The 17,975-nt window shown below is 42.0% G+C and carries 17 protein-coding genes; 9 read left to right on the top strand and 8 right to left on the bottom strand.

The annotated features are described in order from the left end of the window. Positions 1-18: 18 nt before the first annotated feature. The 4 genes from DWW33_RS14130 to rsmA form a co-directional block, all read right to left on the bottom strand. Entirely contained in the window at positions 19-1,620 is a 1,602-nt protein-coding gene (locus DWW33_RS14130) for a GGDEF domain-containing protein (protein WP_118639723.1), read from the bottom strand. A 79-nt stretch (positions 1,621-1,699) separates the two neighbouring features. Beyond that, on the bottom strand, positions 1,700-2,515 hold the full coding sequence (locus tag DWW33_RS14125) for a M23 family metallopeptidase (protein ID WP_242986101.1): 816 nt from the start codon (positions 2,513-2,515) through the stop codon (positions 1,700-1,702). Positions 2,516-2,602: 87 nt separating this feature from the next. Then, positions 2,603-3,493, bottom strand: a complete 891-nt coding sequence (locus DWW33_RS14120) for a SpoIID/LytB domain-containing protein (RefSeq protein ID WP_117697898.1) — start codon at positions 3,491-3,493, stop codon at positions 2,603-2,605. Positions 3,494-3,554: 61 nt separating this feature from the next. Beyond that, a complete protein-coding gene (gene rsmA / locus DWW33_RS14115; protein ID WP_022244229.1) occupies positions 3,555-4,427 on the bottom strand; it encodes a 16S rRNA (adenine(1518)-N(6)/adenine(1519)-N(6))-dimethyltransferase RsmA in 873 nt (290 codons plus the stop codon). A 554-nt stretch (positions 4,428-4,981) separates the two neighbouring features. Between rsmA and DWW33_RS14110 the strand changes: the two genes are divergently transcribed. The 4 genes from DWW33_RS14110 to DWW33_RS14095 all read left to right on the top strand — a co-directional run bounded on the left by DWW33_RS14110 (position 4,982) and on the right by DWW33_RS14095 (position 8,325). Next, positions 4,982-6,313: a putative DNA modification/repair radical SAM protein gene (locus tag DWW33_RS14110; protein WP_199534301.1), complete on the top strand. Its 1,332-nt coding sequence runs from the start codon at positions 4,982-4,984 to the stop codon at positions 6,311-6,313. 47 nt (positions 6,314-6,360) lie between these two features. Beyond that, positions 6,361-7,152 carry a TIGR03915 family putative DNA repair protein gene (locus DWW33_RS14105; RefSeq protein WP_117697901.1) on the top strand — a complete coding sequence of 264 codons (792 nt, stop codon included), beginning with the start codon at positions 6,361-6,363 and terminating at the stop codon, positions 7,150-7,152. 92 nt (positions 7,153-7,244) lie between these two features. Next, positions 7,245-7,925 carry an aminotransferase class III-fold pyridoxal phosphate-dependent enzyme gene (locus DWW33_RS14100; protein WP_118639722.1) on the top strand — a complete coding sequence of 227 codons (681 nt, stop codon included), beginning with the start codon at positions 7,245-7,247 and terminating at the stop codon, positions 7,923-7,925. Between the two features lie 88 nt (positions 7,926-8,013). Further along, positions 8,014-8,325: a FadR/GntR family transcriptional regulator gene (locus DWW33_RS14095; RefSeq protein WP_158577495.1), complete on the top strand. Its 312-nt coding sequence runs from the start codon at positions 8,014-8,016 to the stop codon at positions 8,323-8,325. 193 nt (positions 8,326-8,518) lie between these two features. Here the strand turns inward: DWW33_RS14095 and DWW33_RS14090 are convergent, their stop codons facing one another. From DWW33_RS14090 to DWW33_RS14075, 4 genes are all read right to left on the bottom strand, one after another. Further along, entirely contained in the window at positions 8,519-9,382 is an 864-nt protein-coding gene (locus DWW33_RS14090) for an Rpn family recombination-promoting nuclease/putative transposase (protein ID WP_118639720.1), read from the bottom strand. A gap of 264 nt (positions 9,383-9,646) precedes the next feature. Beyond that, positions 9,647-10,423: a TatD family hydrolase gene (locus DWW33_RS14085; protein ID WP_117697905.1), complete on the bottom strand. Its 777-nt coding sequence runs from the start codon at positions 10,421-10,423 to the stop codon at positions 9,647-9,649. A gap of 18 nt (positions 10,424-10,441) precedes the next feature. After that, positions 10,442-11,059 carry a response regulator gene (locus DWW33_RS14080; RefSeq protein ID WP_117697906.1) on the bottom strand — a complete coding sequence of 206 codons (618 nt, stop codon included), beginning with the start codon at positions 11,057-11,059 and terminating at the stop codon, positions 10,442-10,444. Next, on the bottom strand, positions 11,056-12,177 hold the full coding sequence (locus DWW33_RS14075) for a sensor histidine kinase (protein WP_117697907.1): 1,122 nt from the start codon (positions 12,175-12,177) through the stop codon (positions 11,056-11,058). Before DWW33_RS14075 ends, DWW33_RS14080 begins: the two co-directional genes overlap by 4 nt. Before the next feature lie 170 nt (positions 12,178-12,347). On the opposite strand from DWW33_RS14075, the gene DWW33_RS14070 reads away from it, so the two are divergent. From DWW33_RS14070 to DWW33_RS14050, 5 genes are all read left to right on the top strand, one after another. Then, on the top strand, positions 12,348-13,259 hold the full coding sequence (locus tag DWW33_RS14070; protein WP_118639719.1) for an ABC transporter ATP-binding protein: 912 nt from the start codon (positions 12,348-12,350) through the stop codon (positions 13,257-13,259). 3 nt (positions 13,260-13,262) lie between these two features. Continuing rightward, a complete protein-coding gene (locus tag DWW33_RS14065) occupies positions 13,263-14,153 on the top strand; it encodes an ABC transporter permease (RefSeq protein ID WP_117697908.1) in 891 nt (296 codons plus the stop codon). A gap of 455 nt (positions 14,154-14,608) precedes the next feature. Beyond that, positions 14,609-15,550, top strand: a complete 942-nt coding sequence (locus DWW33_RS14060) for an ABC transporter ATP-binding protein (RefSeq protein ID WP_117697909.1) — start codon at positions 14,609-14,611, stop codon at positions 15,548-15,550. 12 nt (positions 15,551-15,562) lie between these two features. Beyond that, positions 15,563-16,732, top strand: a complete 1,170-nt coding sequence (locus DWW33_RS14055) for an ABC transporter permease (protein ID WP_117842131.1) — start codon at positions 15,563-15,565, stop codon at positions 16,730-16,732. Next, positions 16,719-17,894, top strand: coding sequence for an ABC transporter permease (locus DWW33_RS14050; RefSeq protein ID WP_117697912.1), 1,176 nt, complete (start codon positions 16,719-16,721; stop codon positions 17,892-17,894). Before DWW33_RS14055 ends, DWW33_RS14050 begins: the two co-directional genes overlap by 14 nt. The last annotated feature ends 81 nt before the right edge of the window (positions 17,895-17,975 follow it).

The following is a 17,975-nucleotide window of genomic DNA, read 5'->3' as shown; positions in this document are numbered from 1 at the left end:
TTCTTATGTATGTTCCACTTACCGGCAGCTTCCAATACAGATTCCTCCCCGGTTTTCTTCTTTTACCTGATAGAGTAAATCATCGGCTTTCTGTAAAAAGTTCTTCATCGTTCTGTCCTCATCCGGTATATCATAACAGATTCCCTGGGAAATGGATACATAGTGCTGTGCCGCTGAAAAAGCATGCTCCATATCTAGGTCACGGATGCTGCGCTTTAATTTTTCTGTAAGAATGACTACAGCTTCCCTTGGATATCCCTCATAAATTAAAATGAATTCATCCCCGCCATACCGTGCACAGAAAATATCATCCTTTTCCGCTAACTTCTGAATTTCCTTTGCTACACGGCAGATACATAAATCACCCTTCTGATGTCCATAGTTATCATTATATTGTTTAAAATAATCGATATCCAGTATTTCCACTGCCACTGGAATTTTCTCTGCTATGGCATGTTCGAATACCTTCTGCGCATGCTGTTCTAACCGATAGCGGTTCGGGATTCCGGTCAGTGCATCGGTCTGGGACTGCTCTAAGAGAATCCTGTTTTCTTTTTCCATCTTCTTTCTGCTGTGGTTCGTCTCTTCCAATGTATAACGCATATCTAAGATGCAGGTCATGATATATTTATTTTCTTTTTCCAGTATCTCGGACAATTCAAAAAACAAACCACATGCCTGCAGATATTCACGATTCTTTTCCTGCCTCTTATAATAACGGATTTTTAAAGTCAGAATCCGCTTCTGCATATAAATAATCTTAGCTTCCCTTGCCATCTTCTCTATAACCTCTACTAATTTCCAGAATTCCTCTTCCTTTCTGGTATCTAACAGCATCTCACTATAAGCATAAAGATCATCAAAAATATCTAGAATCGGTATTCTGGTATCTGATACCTTCTGCACAATTGCTATATTCCGGTCACATTCTTCTTTCTTTCCCATGGCATTACAGAGTCTTGCTTCAAAGCAGGCAAAGGCTATCTGCTCTAACTCTTCCAGATGTCCACTGCACACCTCTTTTGCCCGCAGTGCATATTCCTGTGCCTGCATATACTCTTCCTGATAAAAGCAGCTGTTTCCCAGTCCTATATAGATATTCAGAAGATAACTGTAATATTCCGGTATTTCCTTATTCTTCTGCAATAAATCATATGCCTGCCCTAAATATTTTTCTGCCTGCCGGTATTCCCTAAAATTATTGTAAAGCATACCAATATTAATATTGATAATAATACCAATATCATATAATTTATATTTTTCACAATACATTCTGGCGTTCAGATAATAATCCATGGCAAAAGGAGCATTTCCACGATTCATGGACGTAATGGCAAGAATATTATAGGCTCTTGCTAATAAACCATGCTGTCTGGAATGCTCCAGGTATGGCAGGGAACAGGAAAGATTGCGAAATAGTTTATCCACATCATTCAGAAGATAATATGTCTCGCCACTGTAATAATAGGCATAGCCTAACAGTTTCTCATCATCCTGCTCTCTGGCATAATCTCTTATATTTTTACATAGCATCAATGTTTTCTCGGCATCTGTTCCCCGATTCTTCCGGACACCCTCTAACCATTCCAATACTTCGCTGCTGTAAGCATTAAAATCCATCTTTTTGCGCACCCTTTTTCGTATTTTTTAATGTCTTTTATTATATAGGTATGCGGCTCTTTTTTCAAGTATGGCTCTTTTACTCAAAGAAGCTTACCGGGTCTACCGGTTCGCCATCTTTCTGCAAGGCAAAATAAAGATTACTTCCTTCCACGGAATAATATTTCGTCGGTTCCGCAATATAACCTACCAGTTTTCCTTTGCTGACAATGTCGCCCACTTCATACGGCACTTCCTTAAGCTGCCCGTAAATAGCACTATAACCATCTCCTAAATCCATAGTCACGGTACATCCTGTGACCGCACTGTTGGAAATATCAGTTATCTTTCCTTCTGCGGCTGCGGATACCCTGTCATTTACTTCTCCGGCAATAATCACTGCCGGATTATATTTGTACTGATCCAGAGTCGCAAAATACACGGTCTGATCCATGCTGTAATTTAAGACTACATTGCCCTGTAATGGCCAGTTTAACCCATCCTCTTCCGCAAAATGCAGTGTTTTTGTGGTGGCTGCTGCCGCCTTTGTCTCTGGCTCATTTTCTGCCTCAGCCGCTGCATTTGCCACATTTTCTTCTTCTGTCTGCCCGCTGTCGGACTGTGCCTGTCCATCCGAATCCTTTGAAGCAACTGCGTTATCAGAAGGTTTTATGATGCTGTCTGCTTCTGCCAGTTTCTCCGAGGTTTCTTCCTCTGCCTTTGGAAGCGTTGCCACAAAATCATCCGAAGCTCCATCTTCTTTCTTATTGCCTTTGTCTTTTCCTGCATCCTTATCTGCAACATTTTCCTGCTGCTTTTCCTCTTCCTTCTGGGAATAATTATATACTGCTGTCATTGCTCCTGCTGCCAGTACCATGACAGCCAGGGCAATCATCCATGATCTTCTTCCTTTCATTTTCTCACCATCCATATCTTATTTTTTATAAGTATGGACAGTTTTTTCGTATTTTATTCTTCTTTATAGTTTATTCTTCTTTATATTTCATTCTTTTTTTGTAATTTCAATTCCGGAATAATAATAGCTTAAAATCTCCTGATAAGTTTTTCCCTCTTTTGCCATCTCATTTGCTCCATATATGCTAAGTCCATAACCGTGTCCTAACCCTTTGGTCACAATACGTACCCTGCCATCGATTTCCCTGATATAAAAACAGGCGGAATTCAGGGAAAATGCCTTGCGGAATTCCTCCCCGCTGACACTACTGTTCCCAACCTGTATGGTTTTTACATATCCGCTTTCTTCCCGTTCTGTCACCACCAGCGTATTCACCCAGTCCTCCGCTGTAAGTCCTGCTTCCGGAAATGCCTGATTGCAGGTATCCACCAGTTCTCCTGCATCATAGAATTCCACCTTAAGAAAATCCTCTGATGTAATGTCCCATATGGATTCCACACTTTTGAGATAAGGAAGCTCTGTCCCTCTCGTTTTCTCTGCACTAACAGCAAAATAGGGAGCTTCGACTTCCTGCCCCTGATATGTTAAGACTTCCCCCTCGGTATCTATCAGGCAATTTTCTAATTTCTGATAATATCGATTATAATTTTCATTTCCAAATAGTTTTGTCTGCTCTGCAATACTCAGTCCCGTCTCCGGTGCTTTTCCCTGCGACATGGCATATTCATAATTGGTCCGCACAATAACTGCCTGCGCACGAATCGCTTCTTCTTCATAGGTAACCGGGATATCCCGTGCCAGAATAGACACAAGAGCAGCCATCTTCTCTTCTTCATCGGGATGACTGCTCTTATGTTGTATTTCATTGCTGTCTGTATCCAATAATATCTCATCTCCCTGGAACACCAGGGTCATAAGTATCGGTAATCCTGCAATAATCAGGCACAGACACAGTATCATTTTTATTTTTTCTTTCATATCCTGTCCACTCCTGTTCTACATATATATGTAACAGAAATGGATGTATACCAGTAAAATATTACTGTTTCATACGCTGTCCTATCTCATTGGAAAGTTCCGCAAACTGCTCTAAGGACAGTGCCTCTCCACGAATGTTCTCCGGAACTCCAAGGCTTACGATACTTTCCTGTATTACCTCTTTCGGCAAATGAATCTCCGGGGAATTATTCAGTCCGTTTGCCAGTGTCTTTCTGCGCTGGTTAAAGGATGCCCGGATAATGCGGAACATCAGTTTCTCATCTTCCACTTCTACCGGCGGCTTCTCATGCCGGGTCAGACGGATGACCGCACTGCCTACATTCGGCCTTGGCATAAAACAGTTCGGTGGTACATTTGCCACGATTTCCGGCTTCGCATAATACTGTACTGCAAGTGAAAGTGCTCCATATTCCTTGCTTCCCGGTCCCTCCTGCATACGTTCTGCCACTTCCTTCTGCACCATAATCGTAATGCTGTCAATTGGCACATGGCTTTCAAACAGTCCCATAATAATCGGTGTGGTAATATAATAAGGCAGATTCGCCACTACCTTGATTGGCTTTCCCTGGTTCTTCTCTTCTGCCAGCTTACAGATATCAAGCTTTAAAATATCTTCATTGATTACTGTTACATTGGAATAATTCTTCAGTGTGTCCGACAAAATCGGAATCAGATTCTTATCTATCTCCACCGCAACCACTTCTCTTGCCCTCTCGCAAAGATACTGTGTCATGGTTCCGATTCCCGGACCAATCTCCAATACAAAATCATCCTCCGTCACTCCGGATGCATCGATAATCTTATCCAGCACATGAGTATCTATCAAAAAATTCTGTCCGAATTTCTTCTGAAAATTAAACCGGTACTTCTGCAGTACCTCTATTGTATTCTGTGGATTTCCTAATTCCGCCATGCCTGCTCCTTTATTTAACCGCTCTTTCCTTTTTTCGAATAAACGTTCGATTTTTGTTGCCAACTGCATATTTCTGTGTTACAATCATTTTAGAACAAATGTTCTGATTTGTCCAGTCCTTTTTATGATAACAGAGGAAAATAGTTCTACGCAACTATTATTGGGGATTTTCATAAAACTTACAATGGAAGATGGATGGCTGGAAGCCTGTCTTGTCTTTTTCTTATGGAAAAGCGGCACTGTTCATCGAAGGACAGATGCCTGATAAGGGCTGCTAGGGGCACTTGGAATTTCATCTGAAAGCAGGCAACGCTGGTACAAGGATGTACCAGCGAGGCACATATGAACAGGGATGTGAATTTGTGCCGGTTGCCGGATAAAACTACATACTACAAAGAAATTCCTAGTGCCCTTTGCAGGCATTATGCGGCATCTGACGTTTGATGAACAAGGCTGCTCTTATCTGATAAATCATTAAAACAGGACAGGCTTCCACCACTACTTCCTTTGCAAGTGCTTCTATATATTTGATAGAAAAAGAAAAGGTGATTGCTTTGAATATAACAGAAAACATGTCTTTATTGGAAAAACTGACCATCCTTTCGGATGCCGCCAAATATGATGTTGCCTGTACCTCCAGCGGTGTAGACCGCAAGGGAAACGGCCATGGCATGGGTAATTCCATTGCTCCCGGAATCTGCCATACCTTCTCTGCCGATGGACGCTGTATTTCCCTGCTTAAGATTCTTTTTACCAATGAATGCATTTTCCGCTGTGCCTACTGCCAGAATAACTGCAACAATGATGTGCCAAGGGCTTCCTTTACACCGGACGAAGTCTGTACCCTTACCATGGAATTTTACCGCAGAAATTATATCGAAGGTCTTTTCCTAAGCTCCGGTATTCTCATCAGCCCGAATTATACCATGGAGCTGATTTATCAGACACTTTACCAGCTCCGTGTCCACCATCATTTCAACGGATATATTCATGTAAAAGCCATTCCCGGTGCCGACCCGGTTCTTATTGAAAAAGCAGGCTTTCTTGCCGACCGCATGAGCGTTAATCTGGAGCTTCCGACCGCAGACGGACTGAAGGCTCTTGCACCAAATAAGTCCCGCAAAACCATCTTAAAGCCCATGCGTCTGATTCAGAATGGCATTACGGAAAATCAGAATGAGCTGATGGTTTACCGTAAGACCCCGAAATTTGTACCGGCAGGCCAGAGCACCCAGATGATTATCGGTGCCACCCCGGAAAACGATTATCAGATTATGAAGGTTGCAGAAGGCTTGTACCAGAATTTCCAGTTGAAACGAGTCTTCTACTCTGCCTTTGTCAATGTAAATCACAATTCCAATCTGCCAACCCTTCCCGGTGGTCCGCCCCTTCTGCGGGAACACCGCCTGTATCAGGCAGACTGGCTGCTTCGCTTCTATGGTTTTTCTGCCGGAGAACTATTAAGCGAAGAGCGTCCGGATTTTAATATCTTCTTAGACCCGAAATGCGACTGGGCACTCCGCCACTTAGAAGCCTTTCCGGTAGAGATTAACCGGGCAGATTACAACACCTTACTACGTGTTCCGGGCATTGGTGTGAAATCTGCCAACCGTATTGTAAAAGCCCGCCGTCACAGCCGCATTGATTTTTCCGATTTAAGGAAAATCGGTGTTGTCTTAAAACGGGCGGCCTACTTTATTACCTGCTCCGGTCGTATGATGTATTCCATTCCACAAAATGAAGATTACATCTGCAGCTGTCTGATGCAGGATAAAACTCAGATTCCGAAGGAAATACGGGATTCCAGTTATAAGCAGATTTCCTTCTTTGATGAAGATGCTTTAAGTGATTTTAAACTGACCACAAACGATTTATGCGTCGGATAAACTGCTATAACCATGATTTTTCAGTAAACAGGAAAGGACTTTTTCTCATGCATATATTTCTATGTGAAGATTCCATCGATGGCATCTTTACCGGCATCTATGATGCCTGGGCCAGCAGGTACGGGCACAAAAATATAAAGCTTTGTATCAATGATACGATAACTTACGAACTCTTTTCTGAATATATTACGGTAGCACCGGATTCCGAAAAGAGCGAAAAGGTCGGACGCACCATCATTGCCCGTCTTGGCATGGAGGTCTATCAGGATATTCTTCAGGCGGTTCTTGCCCATGATGATAAGAAAAAGAATGAGCAGCCGGACAAAGCCGACTGCATTTACCGTACACTCTTATATGGATTTTCTTTACCGGATGGTCATCGGATTTTACAGTCTCTTGGCAATCCTTATATTGCAAGAGTCTTTGAGCTGAGCCGTTCCACTGGAAATGAAGCCCACCATCTACTTGGTTTTTTACGTTTTCAGGAACTGGAAAACGGAGTCCTGTTTTCTACCATTCACCCTAAGAATCAGGTGATTTCCGTTCTGGCAGAACATTTTACTGACCGCCTTCCACAGGAACATTTTATGATTTATGACGCAACACACCAGATTGCTGCCATTCGCAAAGCCGGCAGTGGATACTTCCTTACGGATGCATCCAATTTAAATCAGGAAGTTATCACACGGCTTTCCCCTGCCGAGAAGGACTACCAGAAGCTCTGGTGCGGTTTTTTTGACAGTATTGCCATTGAAGCAAGAAAGAATCCGAAGCTGCAAAGTCAGAATATTCCAAAACGCTTCTGGAAAGACACGGTGGAACTGGCATCCGGTAAATAAATGTTTCTATTGTTTTCTGGTAAACTTTACCTGGCAGTCTCTATCCTGCAGACGTTACCCGGCAGAAGAGTACATGCAGATGAAACCATAAACTGGATAATGTCTACTTTGCGCCATATCCTGGAAAAGATCTGTGTCCTGCCGGTATAACAGAAGAAGAGCGTACCGATTATGCACTGTTTGAGCTGAATAAATTATTGAAATATGTTGTCTATCCGGAAGATGTTGCCTGCATTTATATGGAACCGGTTATGGGCGAAGGCTGCTATGTCGTTCCTTCCAAAAAATTCGTACAGAGTGTCCGCGAAATTTGTGACAAACATGGAATTCTCCTGATTTTCGACGAAATCCAGTGTGGCTACGGACGTACCGGAAAAATGTGGGCAAGCCAGAACTTTGACGTTGTTCCTGACATTATGACAGTTGGTAAAGCGATTGCTGGTGGTCTTCCAATGAGTGCCGTGATTTCCACCCCGGAAATTATGGATAAATGGCCGGTTGGTACCCATGGAACCACTTTTGGCGGAAATCCTTGTATCTCCGATGTCCGTGGTATCGGTCTTATGGTTGCCATTGAATTTTCCCATGAGGATGGCTCCCCGGCACCAGACATCTGGGCAAAAGTAAAGAAGGGCTGCTTAGAACGCCATATGCTTACCTTAAACTGTGGCGTAAATGGAAATGGTATGCGGTTTGCCACTCCATTAAATGTCAAAAAAGAAGAAATCGATGAGGGACTTTCTATTTTAGAGGCTTCCATTCAGGCATTATAATTATGGGAAACACACCTGGCGAACTACTCGCATAAATAAAAGCCTTGCATTTTATTTTGACAACGTTTAGGATGAGAATATCAGTAAATTGACAGAACAGGGGAAATGCTATGGGAACATTATTATACCAGTCCATTGCGACGATATTGAACAGTTAATTTTACATAAAGAATATAAGGATGGTGACTGTCTGCCTTCCGAGCGTGTTCTTGCAACACAATATGGAGTCAGCCGTAATGTCATCCGGGAAGCCATCAAGATTCTTACCGAGAAAAAACTGGTTACGAATGTAATCGGCAAAGGCAATTATGTTACGCTTCCAAATGAAACGAATCTTGTAGATATGGTTGAATCTGCCCTGAACACTTCCGCTTCGTGTCTTCTATATGACACTGAATAACCTGATCAGTAAATCCATTTATTATGGTGAAGGAAATACCTCTTATGGAAGAATTACTGCACAGCAGGAGCATGAACAAATTTTATTATCCCTTAAGAACCGGGATATGGATGCTTATAAAAAAGGCCATCCACTTACACTTAGAATTAATCAGGCAGCTACTCCAGTAGGAGTGCTGCCCCTTTTTATTTACTTATTGCTGATATTTTTCCAATATAAGTTTCGCCTGTTCTTCATCTATCTGCAGTTCTTCCTGCAATAATGACAGAATTTCCGTATCTTCTTTTCCTAGTTTACGGCTGAGTTTTATAATGCCTTCTTCCAGACCTTCTTTCTTACCTTCTTCCAGTCCGGCTTTTCTTCCTTCCTCTTCGCCTTGTCTTCGAATCCGCTCTTCTCTCTCAAAACTCTTCATATATGCAAAACCTACCTCTCCATCCCGCTTGACCGCTGTTACCATCCGGTGTAACTTTTTCAGATTCTCGGTGGAAGCATTCTCTATGGATGAATGCTCCATGTAATGCAGTAACTGTTTTAATTCCTCTGGTGGGTTTCCTTCCCTTCCTCTTGTATACAAAAATATTGTCTGTGCGCCATCCTCATACTTTAACTCCGGCACTTCTACACAACAGTTCTTAATGGTATACACCATACGATTCAGTCCAAAGGGGTCATAAGTTGTAATAAAAATTACGATGACATTCCGAAGACTCCCATATGTATCACCTGCATTCAGATTGCTTGCATCAATCTTCGCATGGTAAAACCGGACTCTTCGTGGCAATGATACAATTTCTTCTTTCCCATCATTCTGGTCCGGTTCTATATCAAAGATTTCTCCGTTCTCTTCATCCAGATATACATCCAGCCGAATGCCGTGGGTTTCTATATTTTCTCCGCAGAAGAAACGCTGTGGCACTACCGTAAGCTTTCCTATCTGCCGGTGCAGAATACACTCCAAAATATACCTCGCCGACTGTTCCCCATAAATTTTGTGGCTGGTCAGGCTGTTTACCAGAAAGTCATCCACCAGATTCAGTTCTTCTAAAGTTTTCATGTTTCCTCCTTTTCCCATAATGCAAGGAAAAGCAGGATTACATATCCTGTTCCGATTCTGAAATTCCGCTTATTCAATGCACTATGCGTTCGTAAATTGTAATAAGAATTTAAAAGCATAGAATTCATTGAATTGATACTAGAAATTTAGATTGGCTTTTGCCACTCGAAAATCAGAATATATGCTTTGTGTTGATTGTAACAAATACATATTTATAATACAAGTAAAATATTTATAAAATCTGATTCCCTTCTGACAGGAAGGTCACCTCACTTTTTGAAATAATTTTTTTGCATTTTCCCAGGTAACTGCTTCCACTTCTTCCGGTGTTGTTCCGGTCAGTTCGGCAATGGTTTTTACTACATAAATAAGATTTCTTGAATCGTTCCGGGTGCCACGATGCGGTTCCGGTGCCATATAGGGACAGTCAGTTTCCAATACAATGTGAGGCAGTCCGATTTCTGCTACGGTCTCCTTTAACTTCTTTGCATTTTTAAAGGTAACTACACCGCCGACACCAATATAATATCCCATTTTCACATATTCTTTCGCCATTTCCTTGGAATAAGAATAACAATGAATGACACCCGGAATGTCATCCTTATGGGCCTGCTGCATAATTTTCATGGTATCCTCTGCGGCATCTCTGGAATGAATGATAACCGGAAGACTCATCTCTTTTGCCAGCGCAAGCTGACGGCAGAACATTTCCCGCTGTGCCTGCTGCACTGTTGGCTCCTTATCCCAATAATAATCAAGCCCGATTTCTCCGATGGCAACGGTTTTCTCCCAGGAAGCCTTTCCCTTTATCCATGCTAAATTTTCTTCCGTTGCATCTTCGATATTGCTTGGATGAATTCCGATTGCTACATAAATATAATCGTATTTCTCTGCCAATGCTACGCTATCCACACAGCCGGCAAAGTCTGCACCTACGTTAATTACCCGCCTTATGTTCTGCTCCGGAAGAGAAGAAACAAGCTGTTCTCTGTCCTCTTTGAATTTTTCATCATCATAATGTGCATGTGTCTCAAAAATCATAAAAATCCTCTTTCTATTTTATAAATGCTGGTAATAAAATACCGCCAGCTGCGTCCGGTCCCTTAAGGACAGCTTTTCTAATATGCTGCTGATATAGTTGCGGACAGTCCCTTCACTTAAAAATAAGGCTTCCGCAATTTCTTTATTGCTGCGTCCCAGTGCCACCTGGTGAATGATTTCCTGTTCTTTTTCACTGATATCATAGCTGGCATAGTCAAGGCTTTCCTTATTCTGCATCAGAACCGGAAGCTTATTCACAATTTCTCCCCCAAAGACACTCTGTCCGCTCATAACCGCATGCAATGACGGAACAATTGCTGCAAAATCCTGTTTCAGGCAATAGCCTTTCGCACCGATTCGTAATGCCTCCACAATATATTCATCATCGGAAAATGTGGTCAGAAACAGCACCCTTGCCGCCTTGTCTTTTGCAAGAATCTGCTCTGCCGCATCCAGTCCATTCATAGGCTTCATCTGGATGTCCATTAATAAAATGTCCGGCTGAAGCTCTTCATATAATTTTACGGCTTCACTTCCATCGGTGCCTGTTCCGACTACATCCACTCCCTTGGCGCAGAGAATGGTCTGCAGGGAAAATACCACATCTTCGTCATCATCTACTATCAGGACTCTCATACTGCCTCCTCTTTCTTTCGAATTGATATAAATATTTTAAAACCTTTTTCGCAGTTTACATGAATGCTTCCGCCCAGCGACTCCACACGTTCCCGCATATTCGAAAGTCCCATGCCTCCGGCTGCACTCTTAAGGTCATCCTTTTCTTCCCGCATCTGCTCCGTTGCTTTTTTCTGCTTTTCCTCATCCGTACCATTGTCCTCAATGGTCATCTGATACAGTGCCGGATGTTCCCTGAGAACAATCTCAATCCGGTCACCGTTGCTGTATTTTACAATATTTGACATTGCTTCTTTTACGGCTGCGATAAAACAATATTTGACTTTTCGTGGAACATTCTGTGACATATCGTATTCTAAATCCAGATGATAATGCTGCTTCATTTCCCGGGTTGCCTCTAATAATGCCTGCTTTAAATCCACGGAATCATCATGCAGATCATGCACACTTTCCCGGATATTATTCATGGCAAGATTTAAGGTATCATTTACCTTTAAAAGCTGACCATGCAGCGGCTCTTCTTCATATACGGTGCTCAGTGCTCCCATCTGAAGAATTGCCCGGGACAGCATATGTCCCACGTTATCATGGATTTCTCTTGCAATCCGGTTCCGCTCTTTTAGCGTTGCCATATAGATTTCTGTATCCTGCTCCTCTAAAAGCTTGCGGTTCTTCTCCCGCATCACAAGGCTTAACTCCGTGCTGGTATCCCGGAGCCGAATCAGATTCCGCTTTAGCTCCGTTGCCTGTCTGGTGCAATAAGCCAACAGCACCGCTGCCAATGACAAAAAGAGCCAGATGGCTGTCATCCATGGCTGGTACACCGGCAGTGCATAAAAGAATAAAACTGCAAATCCCATACCCCACCACAGGCCAAACCAGAAGCTGTCAAAAAACACCAGCGGCAGCAAAAAGGTAAATCCCGGCTCGATTAGACACAGTACTGCCATTGCTATCAGCAATGCACCAATGACTTTCCGGTTTTCAATATAAAGAGTCAACGCTGCCACAATCAGACCAATGATGAAGATTACAACTCTGCGGTAGTCTCCCTCTAACTGGAAAATAAGGCAGCTGCACATGGCAAAAAGAAGTAACTTATCCAGTATTCTTAACATTCTTCTTCCCCTTCCTTAGGGTTCTACTGCATTTACTGTATCATTTTTCCTAAGATATGACAAATGTCATTTTATTTCCTGACAGAATGCACTTACCAGTCCTCCGCTCACTCTACTATACTACATTTATAAAACCGCTATTATTTATCTCTATCTACAGGAGGCATAACATGGATGCAATACAGATTTCACACTTGAAAAAATATTATTCCGATATAAAAGCAGTAGATGATATTTCTTTTTCTGTTAAAAAAGGAGATTTATTTGGACTGCTCGGTGTAAATGGTGCCGGAAAATCCACTACAATTCATATTCTTTGTACCTTACTGAAAGCAACTGCAGGAACTGTCAAAATATGTGATTACGATGCTTTAAAAGAAGCCGATGCCATCCGCAATAAAATTGGAGTTGTTTTTCAGAATAATACTTTAGATGATTATCTGACAGTAAAAGAAAATCTTTTGATGAGAGGCTTTCTATATGAAAAAGATTTAAAGACGGTTCAAAAAAATCTCTATGAGATTGCCGAAATTCTTAACATTCAAAATTTATTATCACGACCTTTTCGTAAATTATCCGGTGGTCAGAAACGACGCTGCGAAATTGCCCGGGCACTCATGAATACTCCTGAAATATTATTTCTAGATGAGCCTTCTACCGGGCTTGACCCGCAGACCAGAAAACTTATGTGGGACTGTCTGGAAAGTCTCCGGTTAAAGCGCCATATGACAATTTTTCTCACCACACACTATATGGAAGAAGCCTCTATGGCACAACAACTTTGCATTATGGATGCCGGAAAAATCATTGCTTCCGGCTCTCCATCCCAGTTAAAAAATAAATATGCTTCCGATACTTTAAAAATCTATACTGACAAAATTACACCATTGAACCGGGAATTGGCTGCTCTTTCACTGGCTTCTTATCGTCTCCCTAACGGAATTGCAATTTCCCTATCTACTACCAAAGATGCTTTGCATATCATGCCCCAGATAACCACTCCCTATGATGGCATTGAAATTATTCAAGGTAGTATGGATGATGCTTTTATTCAAATAACAGGAAAAAAACTGGAGGATTAACCTATGATACTAATTTCATTTATAAAACGTAATATCTTACTTTATTTCCGAGACCGAATCAGTGTATTCTTTTCTCTTCTTTCTACTCTTATTGTGTTAACCCTTATGATTGCATTTCTCGGACAGGGAAATATTGATTCCACAATTCAGGTTCTTGGAACCGGTCTGAAATACGAAGCTGTTCATGCATCTTCGCTCATCATTATCTGGACCATTGCCGGTATCCTGGTTGTCAATGCCGTAAGCATTTCCATGACTCTGGTAGGAACCATGGTAAGAGATGAGGAATCCGGTAAGATATCTGCATTTTTTGTTGCACCCGTAAAACGCGGATACTATGTTGCAGGTTATGTCATTGCTGCAATTATTGTCTCCTTTATCATGTGCCTGCTCACATTGATAATCGGAATCATCTATCTTGGTATTGCCAATGGCTCCTTTATAACTGCCCATGATACTTTAGAAATTCTCTTTGCACTTCTTGCAATTATTTTTTCCTCTGCTTCCTTTGTCTTTTTATGCGCTTCTTTTATTCATACCAATAGTGCATTCAATGGTCTGACCACGCTTTTGGGTACTCTGATTGGATTTTTTGCTGCAATTTATGTTCCATACGGCAATATACCCCAGACTCTTAAATATATCATCCGCTTTCTTCCAGCCTTTCAGGGGGCTTCCGCCATTCGTGAAATCTGGATGAATCAGGAATTGCAATGGTTTCATTGCCCCTCCGAAATAAAGACCGGATATGCGGATTATATGGGACTTACCATTTCTTTTGGAAATGCCACTCTTTCCCCTCATATGAAAATACTATATATGTTTATCTCAGGTCTTATCTTCCTTGGTCTTGCAACGGCTATTCTTTCAAGGAAAAGACAACAGGAACGTTAAGATATGACAAATGTCATTTTATTTCCTGACAGAATGCACTTACCTTCTGTACCTCTTTTCCCTATACTTAGGTTATAGGCGATTGCGAGAAGAGAAAATTTCATAAAGAAGCTGGCTTGCCAATGTCTGGCAAAAGCGCTGGAGCGTTCATCGGAATGCGGATACCTTATGAGGCTTGTTAGGGGCACTTGGAATTTCGCCCAATATCCGGCAACGCCGGTACAGGGATGTACCGGCGAGGCGCATATGAACATGGATGCGAATTTGCGCCGGTTGCCGAAAAAACTACTCATGTTTCGAAATTCTTAGTGCCCCTTTTCAAGCATCATGCAGTATCCAGTTTCGACGAACACTCCAGTGCTTTTGATGTAACACAGCAAAACAGTTTTTATAAATTTCTTTTCTTCTCTCGCAATCGCCTGCACAACCAATCAACCTAAAAAAGGAGGAAACCTATGAGTACCCCAGTTGTAAAAATAGAAAACCTGGTGAAACGCTACAAAGAGCTTGTAGCATTAGACCACTTTAACTTAGAGATTGAAGAAGGTGAGATTTTCGGTCTGCTCGGTCCAAACGGTTCCGGCAAGACTACGACCATCAACTGCCTTCTTTCCCTGCTTTCCTATGACAAAGGAAACATTGAAGTATTTGGGAAAAAGATGAACCCGGATAGTTATGACCTGAAGCGGCAAATCGGCGTTGTTATGCAGAACGTTGCCGTAGTGGATGAACTGACGGTATATGAAAACATTGATTATTTCTGTGGGCTTTATGTAAAAGATAAAGCACTCCGGAAACAGTATGTAGAGGAAGCCATTGCTTTTGTAGGCTTAGATGATTTCCGTAAATTCTTTCCGAAGAAATTATCCGGCGGACTTTTAAGGCGGTTAAATATTGCCTGCGGCATTGCCCATAAACCAAAGCTGATTATCATGGATGAGCCGACCGTTGCCGTTGACCCGCAGAGCCGGAATAAGATTCTTGAGGGAATCGTGGAGCTGAACCGGAACGGTGCCACCATCATTTACACTTCCCATTACATGGAAGAGGTGGAGCAGATTTGTTCCCGGATTGCCATTATGGACAAAGGAAAAAATCTTGCCATCGGCACGAAGGATGAATTAAAGCAGATGATTAAGAAGAGCGAAAGCATTTCCATTGATATCTTAGACCTGCCGGATGCAGCAATCGATGAAATCCGTGCTTTAAAACATGTTTATGAAGTGACTTACGAAAATCACATGCTGACTGTTTTATGCAGCGGTGGAAGCCACAATCTCATTCATGTGCTGGATTATCTGCAGCAGCATGAGATTACCTTCGGAAAAGTGTATTCCGAGCTTCCGACCTTAAATGACGTATTCTTAGAGATTACCGGCAAAGAATTAAGAGACTAGGAGGAGAAAGATATGCTTCAAATCATGAAATATCATTTCCGGATTCTCCTTAGAAATAGGGAGCAGATGTTCTGGATACTGCTTTTTCCGATTCTGCTTGGCATTATGTTCAAGGTAGCATTTTCCAATATCAGCAGTTCCGAAATACAAAAGCCGGTTTCCATTGCTGTTGTAGAAGAAAATAATTCGGATGCATTAAAAAATATCAAGACCTTTTTAGAAAAAACGGAATTAAAAGATGGCGTTGCCCTCTTTGTTCCAACCTACTGCACAGAAGAAAAAGCCGTTTCCCTGTTAAAGGACCAGACGGTGGATGGCATTTTGTATACAGACAATTCTGCATCGGATACAGTCACACTTTCCCTTACGGTTTCTTCTTCTAGCTCTGATACCGTCCGCATGAATCAGAGTATTTTGCAGGCATTTGTAAAGCAGTACAATTCCTCGGTTTCTGCCATTGCGGATACTGCAAAAAATCACCCGGAGAACTTAGAAGCACTGCTTCAAAGTCTCTCTGAGCAGGTTACTTATACCAAAGAAGTTTCTTTAAACAAACATAATACCGATACTTATACACAGTACTTTTACAATCTGATAGCTATGGCATGCCTCTTTACCAGCCTTTCCGGACTGTATGTTTCCCTCAATAACCAGGGAAATCTCTCCGCCATTGGTGCAAGACGCAATGTCTCTCCGGTTCATAAAATGAAGGTCATTATAGCAGAGCTTTTTTCCAATGTGATATTCCAGTTTATCTGTAATCTGGTTTCCTTTGCATTTATTGTACTGGTGCTTAAGATTGATTTAACCTACCATCTCCCACTGGCAATCCTGACGGTATTTGTCGGCTGTCTGACCGGAACTACCATGGGCTTTTTCGTAGGTTCCATCGGAGCCTTTTCCGAGGGAACAAAACAGGGAATTCTTGTCTCCGGCAGTCTGCTGCTTTGCTTCTTAAGCGGGCTTATGGTTGGAAATATGTGGATCATTGTCGAGAATACCTGCCCGGTTATCAACCGGATTTCACCGGCTGCCCTGATTTCCCGTGCCTTCTATACACTGGGCATTCAGGATAACCTAAACCAGTATTACCAATGTATTCTGACACTGGTTGGCATTTCCGCTCTCTTCTGTTTGGGTGGATTCTTACTGACAAGGAGGAAAAGATATGCAAGTATTTAAAACTTTTCTGAAAATTGCAAAGAAGAAATTTCCTTCGGTGCTTTTATACTATATTATTTTTACCGTTGTTGTAATTGCCATGAGTAAAATCGGAGCATCCGACCATGAAACTTCTTTTACTGCCACAAAGGCAGACATTTATATTATTGACGAGGATGACAGCACTGCAAGCCACGCTTTAAGTGATTATCTTTCCTCCATGCACAATCCGGTCACTTTAAAGGATACGGATACTATGACTTTACAGGATGCCCTTTATTATCAAAAGGTTGACTATATTTTAACCATCCCGGAAGGCTTTGAAGAACAGCTTACTGATTCTGATGCCAGAGATTTCCTTCCGGTTTCCATGCGAAAGGACAACTCCAATGGCTATTTTGTAGACCAGCAGGTAACTGAGTATCTTTCCAGTGTCCGCTTATTTATGGCTGGTGGCTTCTCTCTTTCCGAAGCAGTAACAAAATCCAGTGAATCACTTTCCAAAGGAAACGATACTACGGTTCTTAAGCTTGAAGAAAAGGAAACGGATGGTGCACAGATTGGACTTACCTATTTCTTCCAGTATCTTCCTTATGTACTCATTAATATGCTGTTACTTGGTATGACTCCGATTCTGATGACCTTTAACCAGAAAGATTTAGGTGCAAGGATTTCCTGCTCCTCTCTTTCCTTAAAGTCCAGAAATGCGCAGATTACTTTAGGATGTATCGTATTCAGTCTCTTTGTATGGCTGCTCTTTATCCTGACTGCACTTTTTATCTACGGACCAGACACTCTGTTCTCGATAAACGGACTCCACTCTCTTTTAAACAGTGCCATGGTTCTGCTGTTTTCCATAGCACTTACGCTCCTTGTAAGTATTTTTGCACTCAAACAGCAGTCCCTCAGTATGATTGCAAATGTTGCCTCCCTGGGATTGAGTTTCCTCTCCGGAATCTTCGTTCCGCAATACCTTTTGGGAAAAGGTGTTCTTGCTGTGGCGCATTTTCTTCCAACCTACTGGTACATCCGCCTCAATTCAATGCTGGGCGGTATATCGGATGAAATACTTACCACTGCAAAATACTGGCGCTTTATTGGCATCCAATTCGGCTTCTTCGTCGCAATATTCTGTATTTACCTGGTTTCCAGCAAATACCAGAAACGCAGCCGCAACGCATAATAGAACCCCCGGAAAAACCAATTTGATATGTACCCTCTTTACTGGACAACCAGTAAGGAGGGTGTTTTTATGCGTTATAGT

It is taken from the genome of Roseburia sp. AF15-21 (assembly GCF_003479505.1).
Lineage (GTDB): Bacteria > Bacillota > Clostridia > Lachnospirales > Lachnospiraceae > Roseburia_C > Roseburia_C amylophila.
This window is presented reverse-complemented; position numbering and strand designations above follow the sequence as displayed.

Coding starts and splice junctions, on each gene's coding strand:
- DWW33_RS14130 (WP_118639723.1), bottom strand. CDS start 1,620: ATGGATTTTAATGCTTACAGCAGCGAAGTATTGGAATGGTTAGAGGGT.
- DWW33_RS14125 (WP_242986101.1), bottom strand. CDS start 2,515: ATGAAAGGAAGAAGATCATGGATGATTGCCCTGGCTGTCATGGTACTG.
- DWW33_RS14120 (WP_117697898.1), bottom strand. CDS start 3,493: ATGAAAGAAAAAATAAAAATGATACTGTGTCTGTGCCTGATTATTGCA.
- rsmA (WP_022244229.1), bottom strand. CDS start 4,427: ATGGCGGAATTAGGAAATCCACAGAATACAATAGAGGTACTGCAGAAG.
- DWW33_RS14105 (WP_117697901.1), top strand. CDS start 6,361: ATGCATATATTTCTATGTGAAGATTCCATCGATGGCATCTTTACCGGC.
- DWW33_RS14090 (WP_118639720.1), bottom strand. CDS start 9,382: ATGAAAACTTTAGAAGAACTGAATCTGGTGGATGACTTTCTGGTAAAC.
- DWW33_RS14085 (WP_117697905.1), bottom strand. CDS start 10,423: ATGATTTTTGAGACACATGCACATTATGATGATGAAAAATTCAAAGAG.
- DWW33_RS14080 (WP_117697906.1), bottom strand. CDS start 11,059: ATGAGAGTCCTGATAGTAGATGATGACGAAGATGTGGTATTTTCCCTG.
- DWW33_RS14075 (WP_117697907.1), bottom strand. CDS start 12,177: ATGTTAAGAATACTGGATAAGTTACTTCTTTTTGCCATGTGCAGCTGC.
- DWW33_RS14070 (WP_118639719.1), top strand. CDS start 12,348: ATGGATGCAATACAGATTTCACACTTGAAAAAATATTATTCCGATATA.
- DWW33_RS14065 (WP_117697908.1), top strand. CDS start 13,263: ATGATACTAATTTCATTTATAAAACGTAATATCTTACTTTATTTCCGA.
- DWW33_RS14060 (WP_117697909.1), top strand. CDS start 14,609: ATGAGTACCCCAGTTGTAAAAATAGAAAACCTGGTGAAACGCTACAAA.
- DWW33_RS14055 (WP_117842131.1), top strand. CDS start 15,563: ATGCTTCAAATCATGAAATATCATTTCCGGATTCTCCTTAGAAATAGG.
- DWW33_RS14050 (WP_117697912.1), top strand. CDS start 16,719: ATGCAAGTATTTAAAACTTTTCTGAAAATTGCAAAGAAGAAATTTCCT.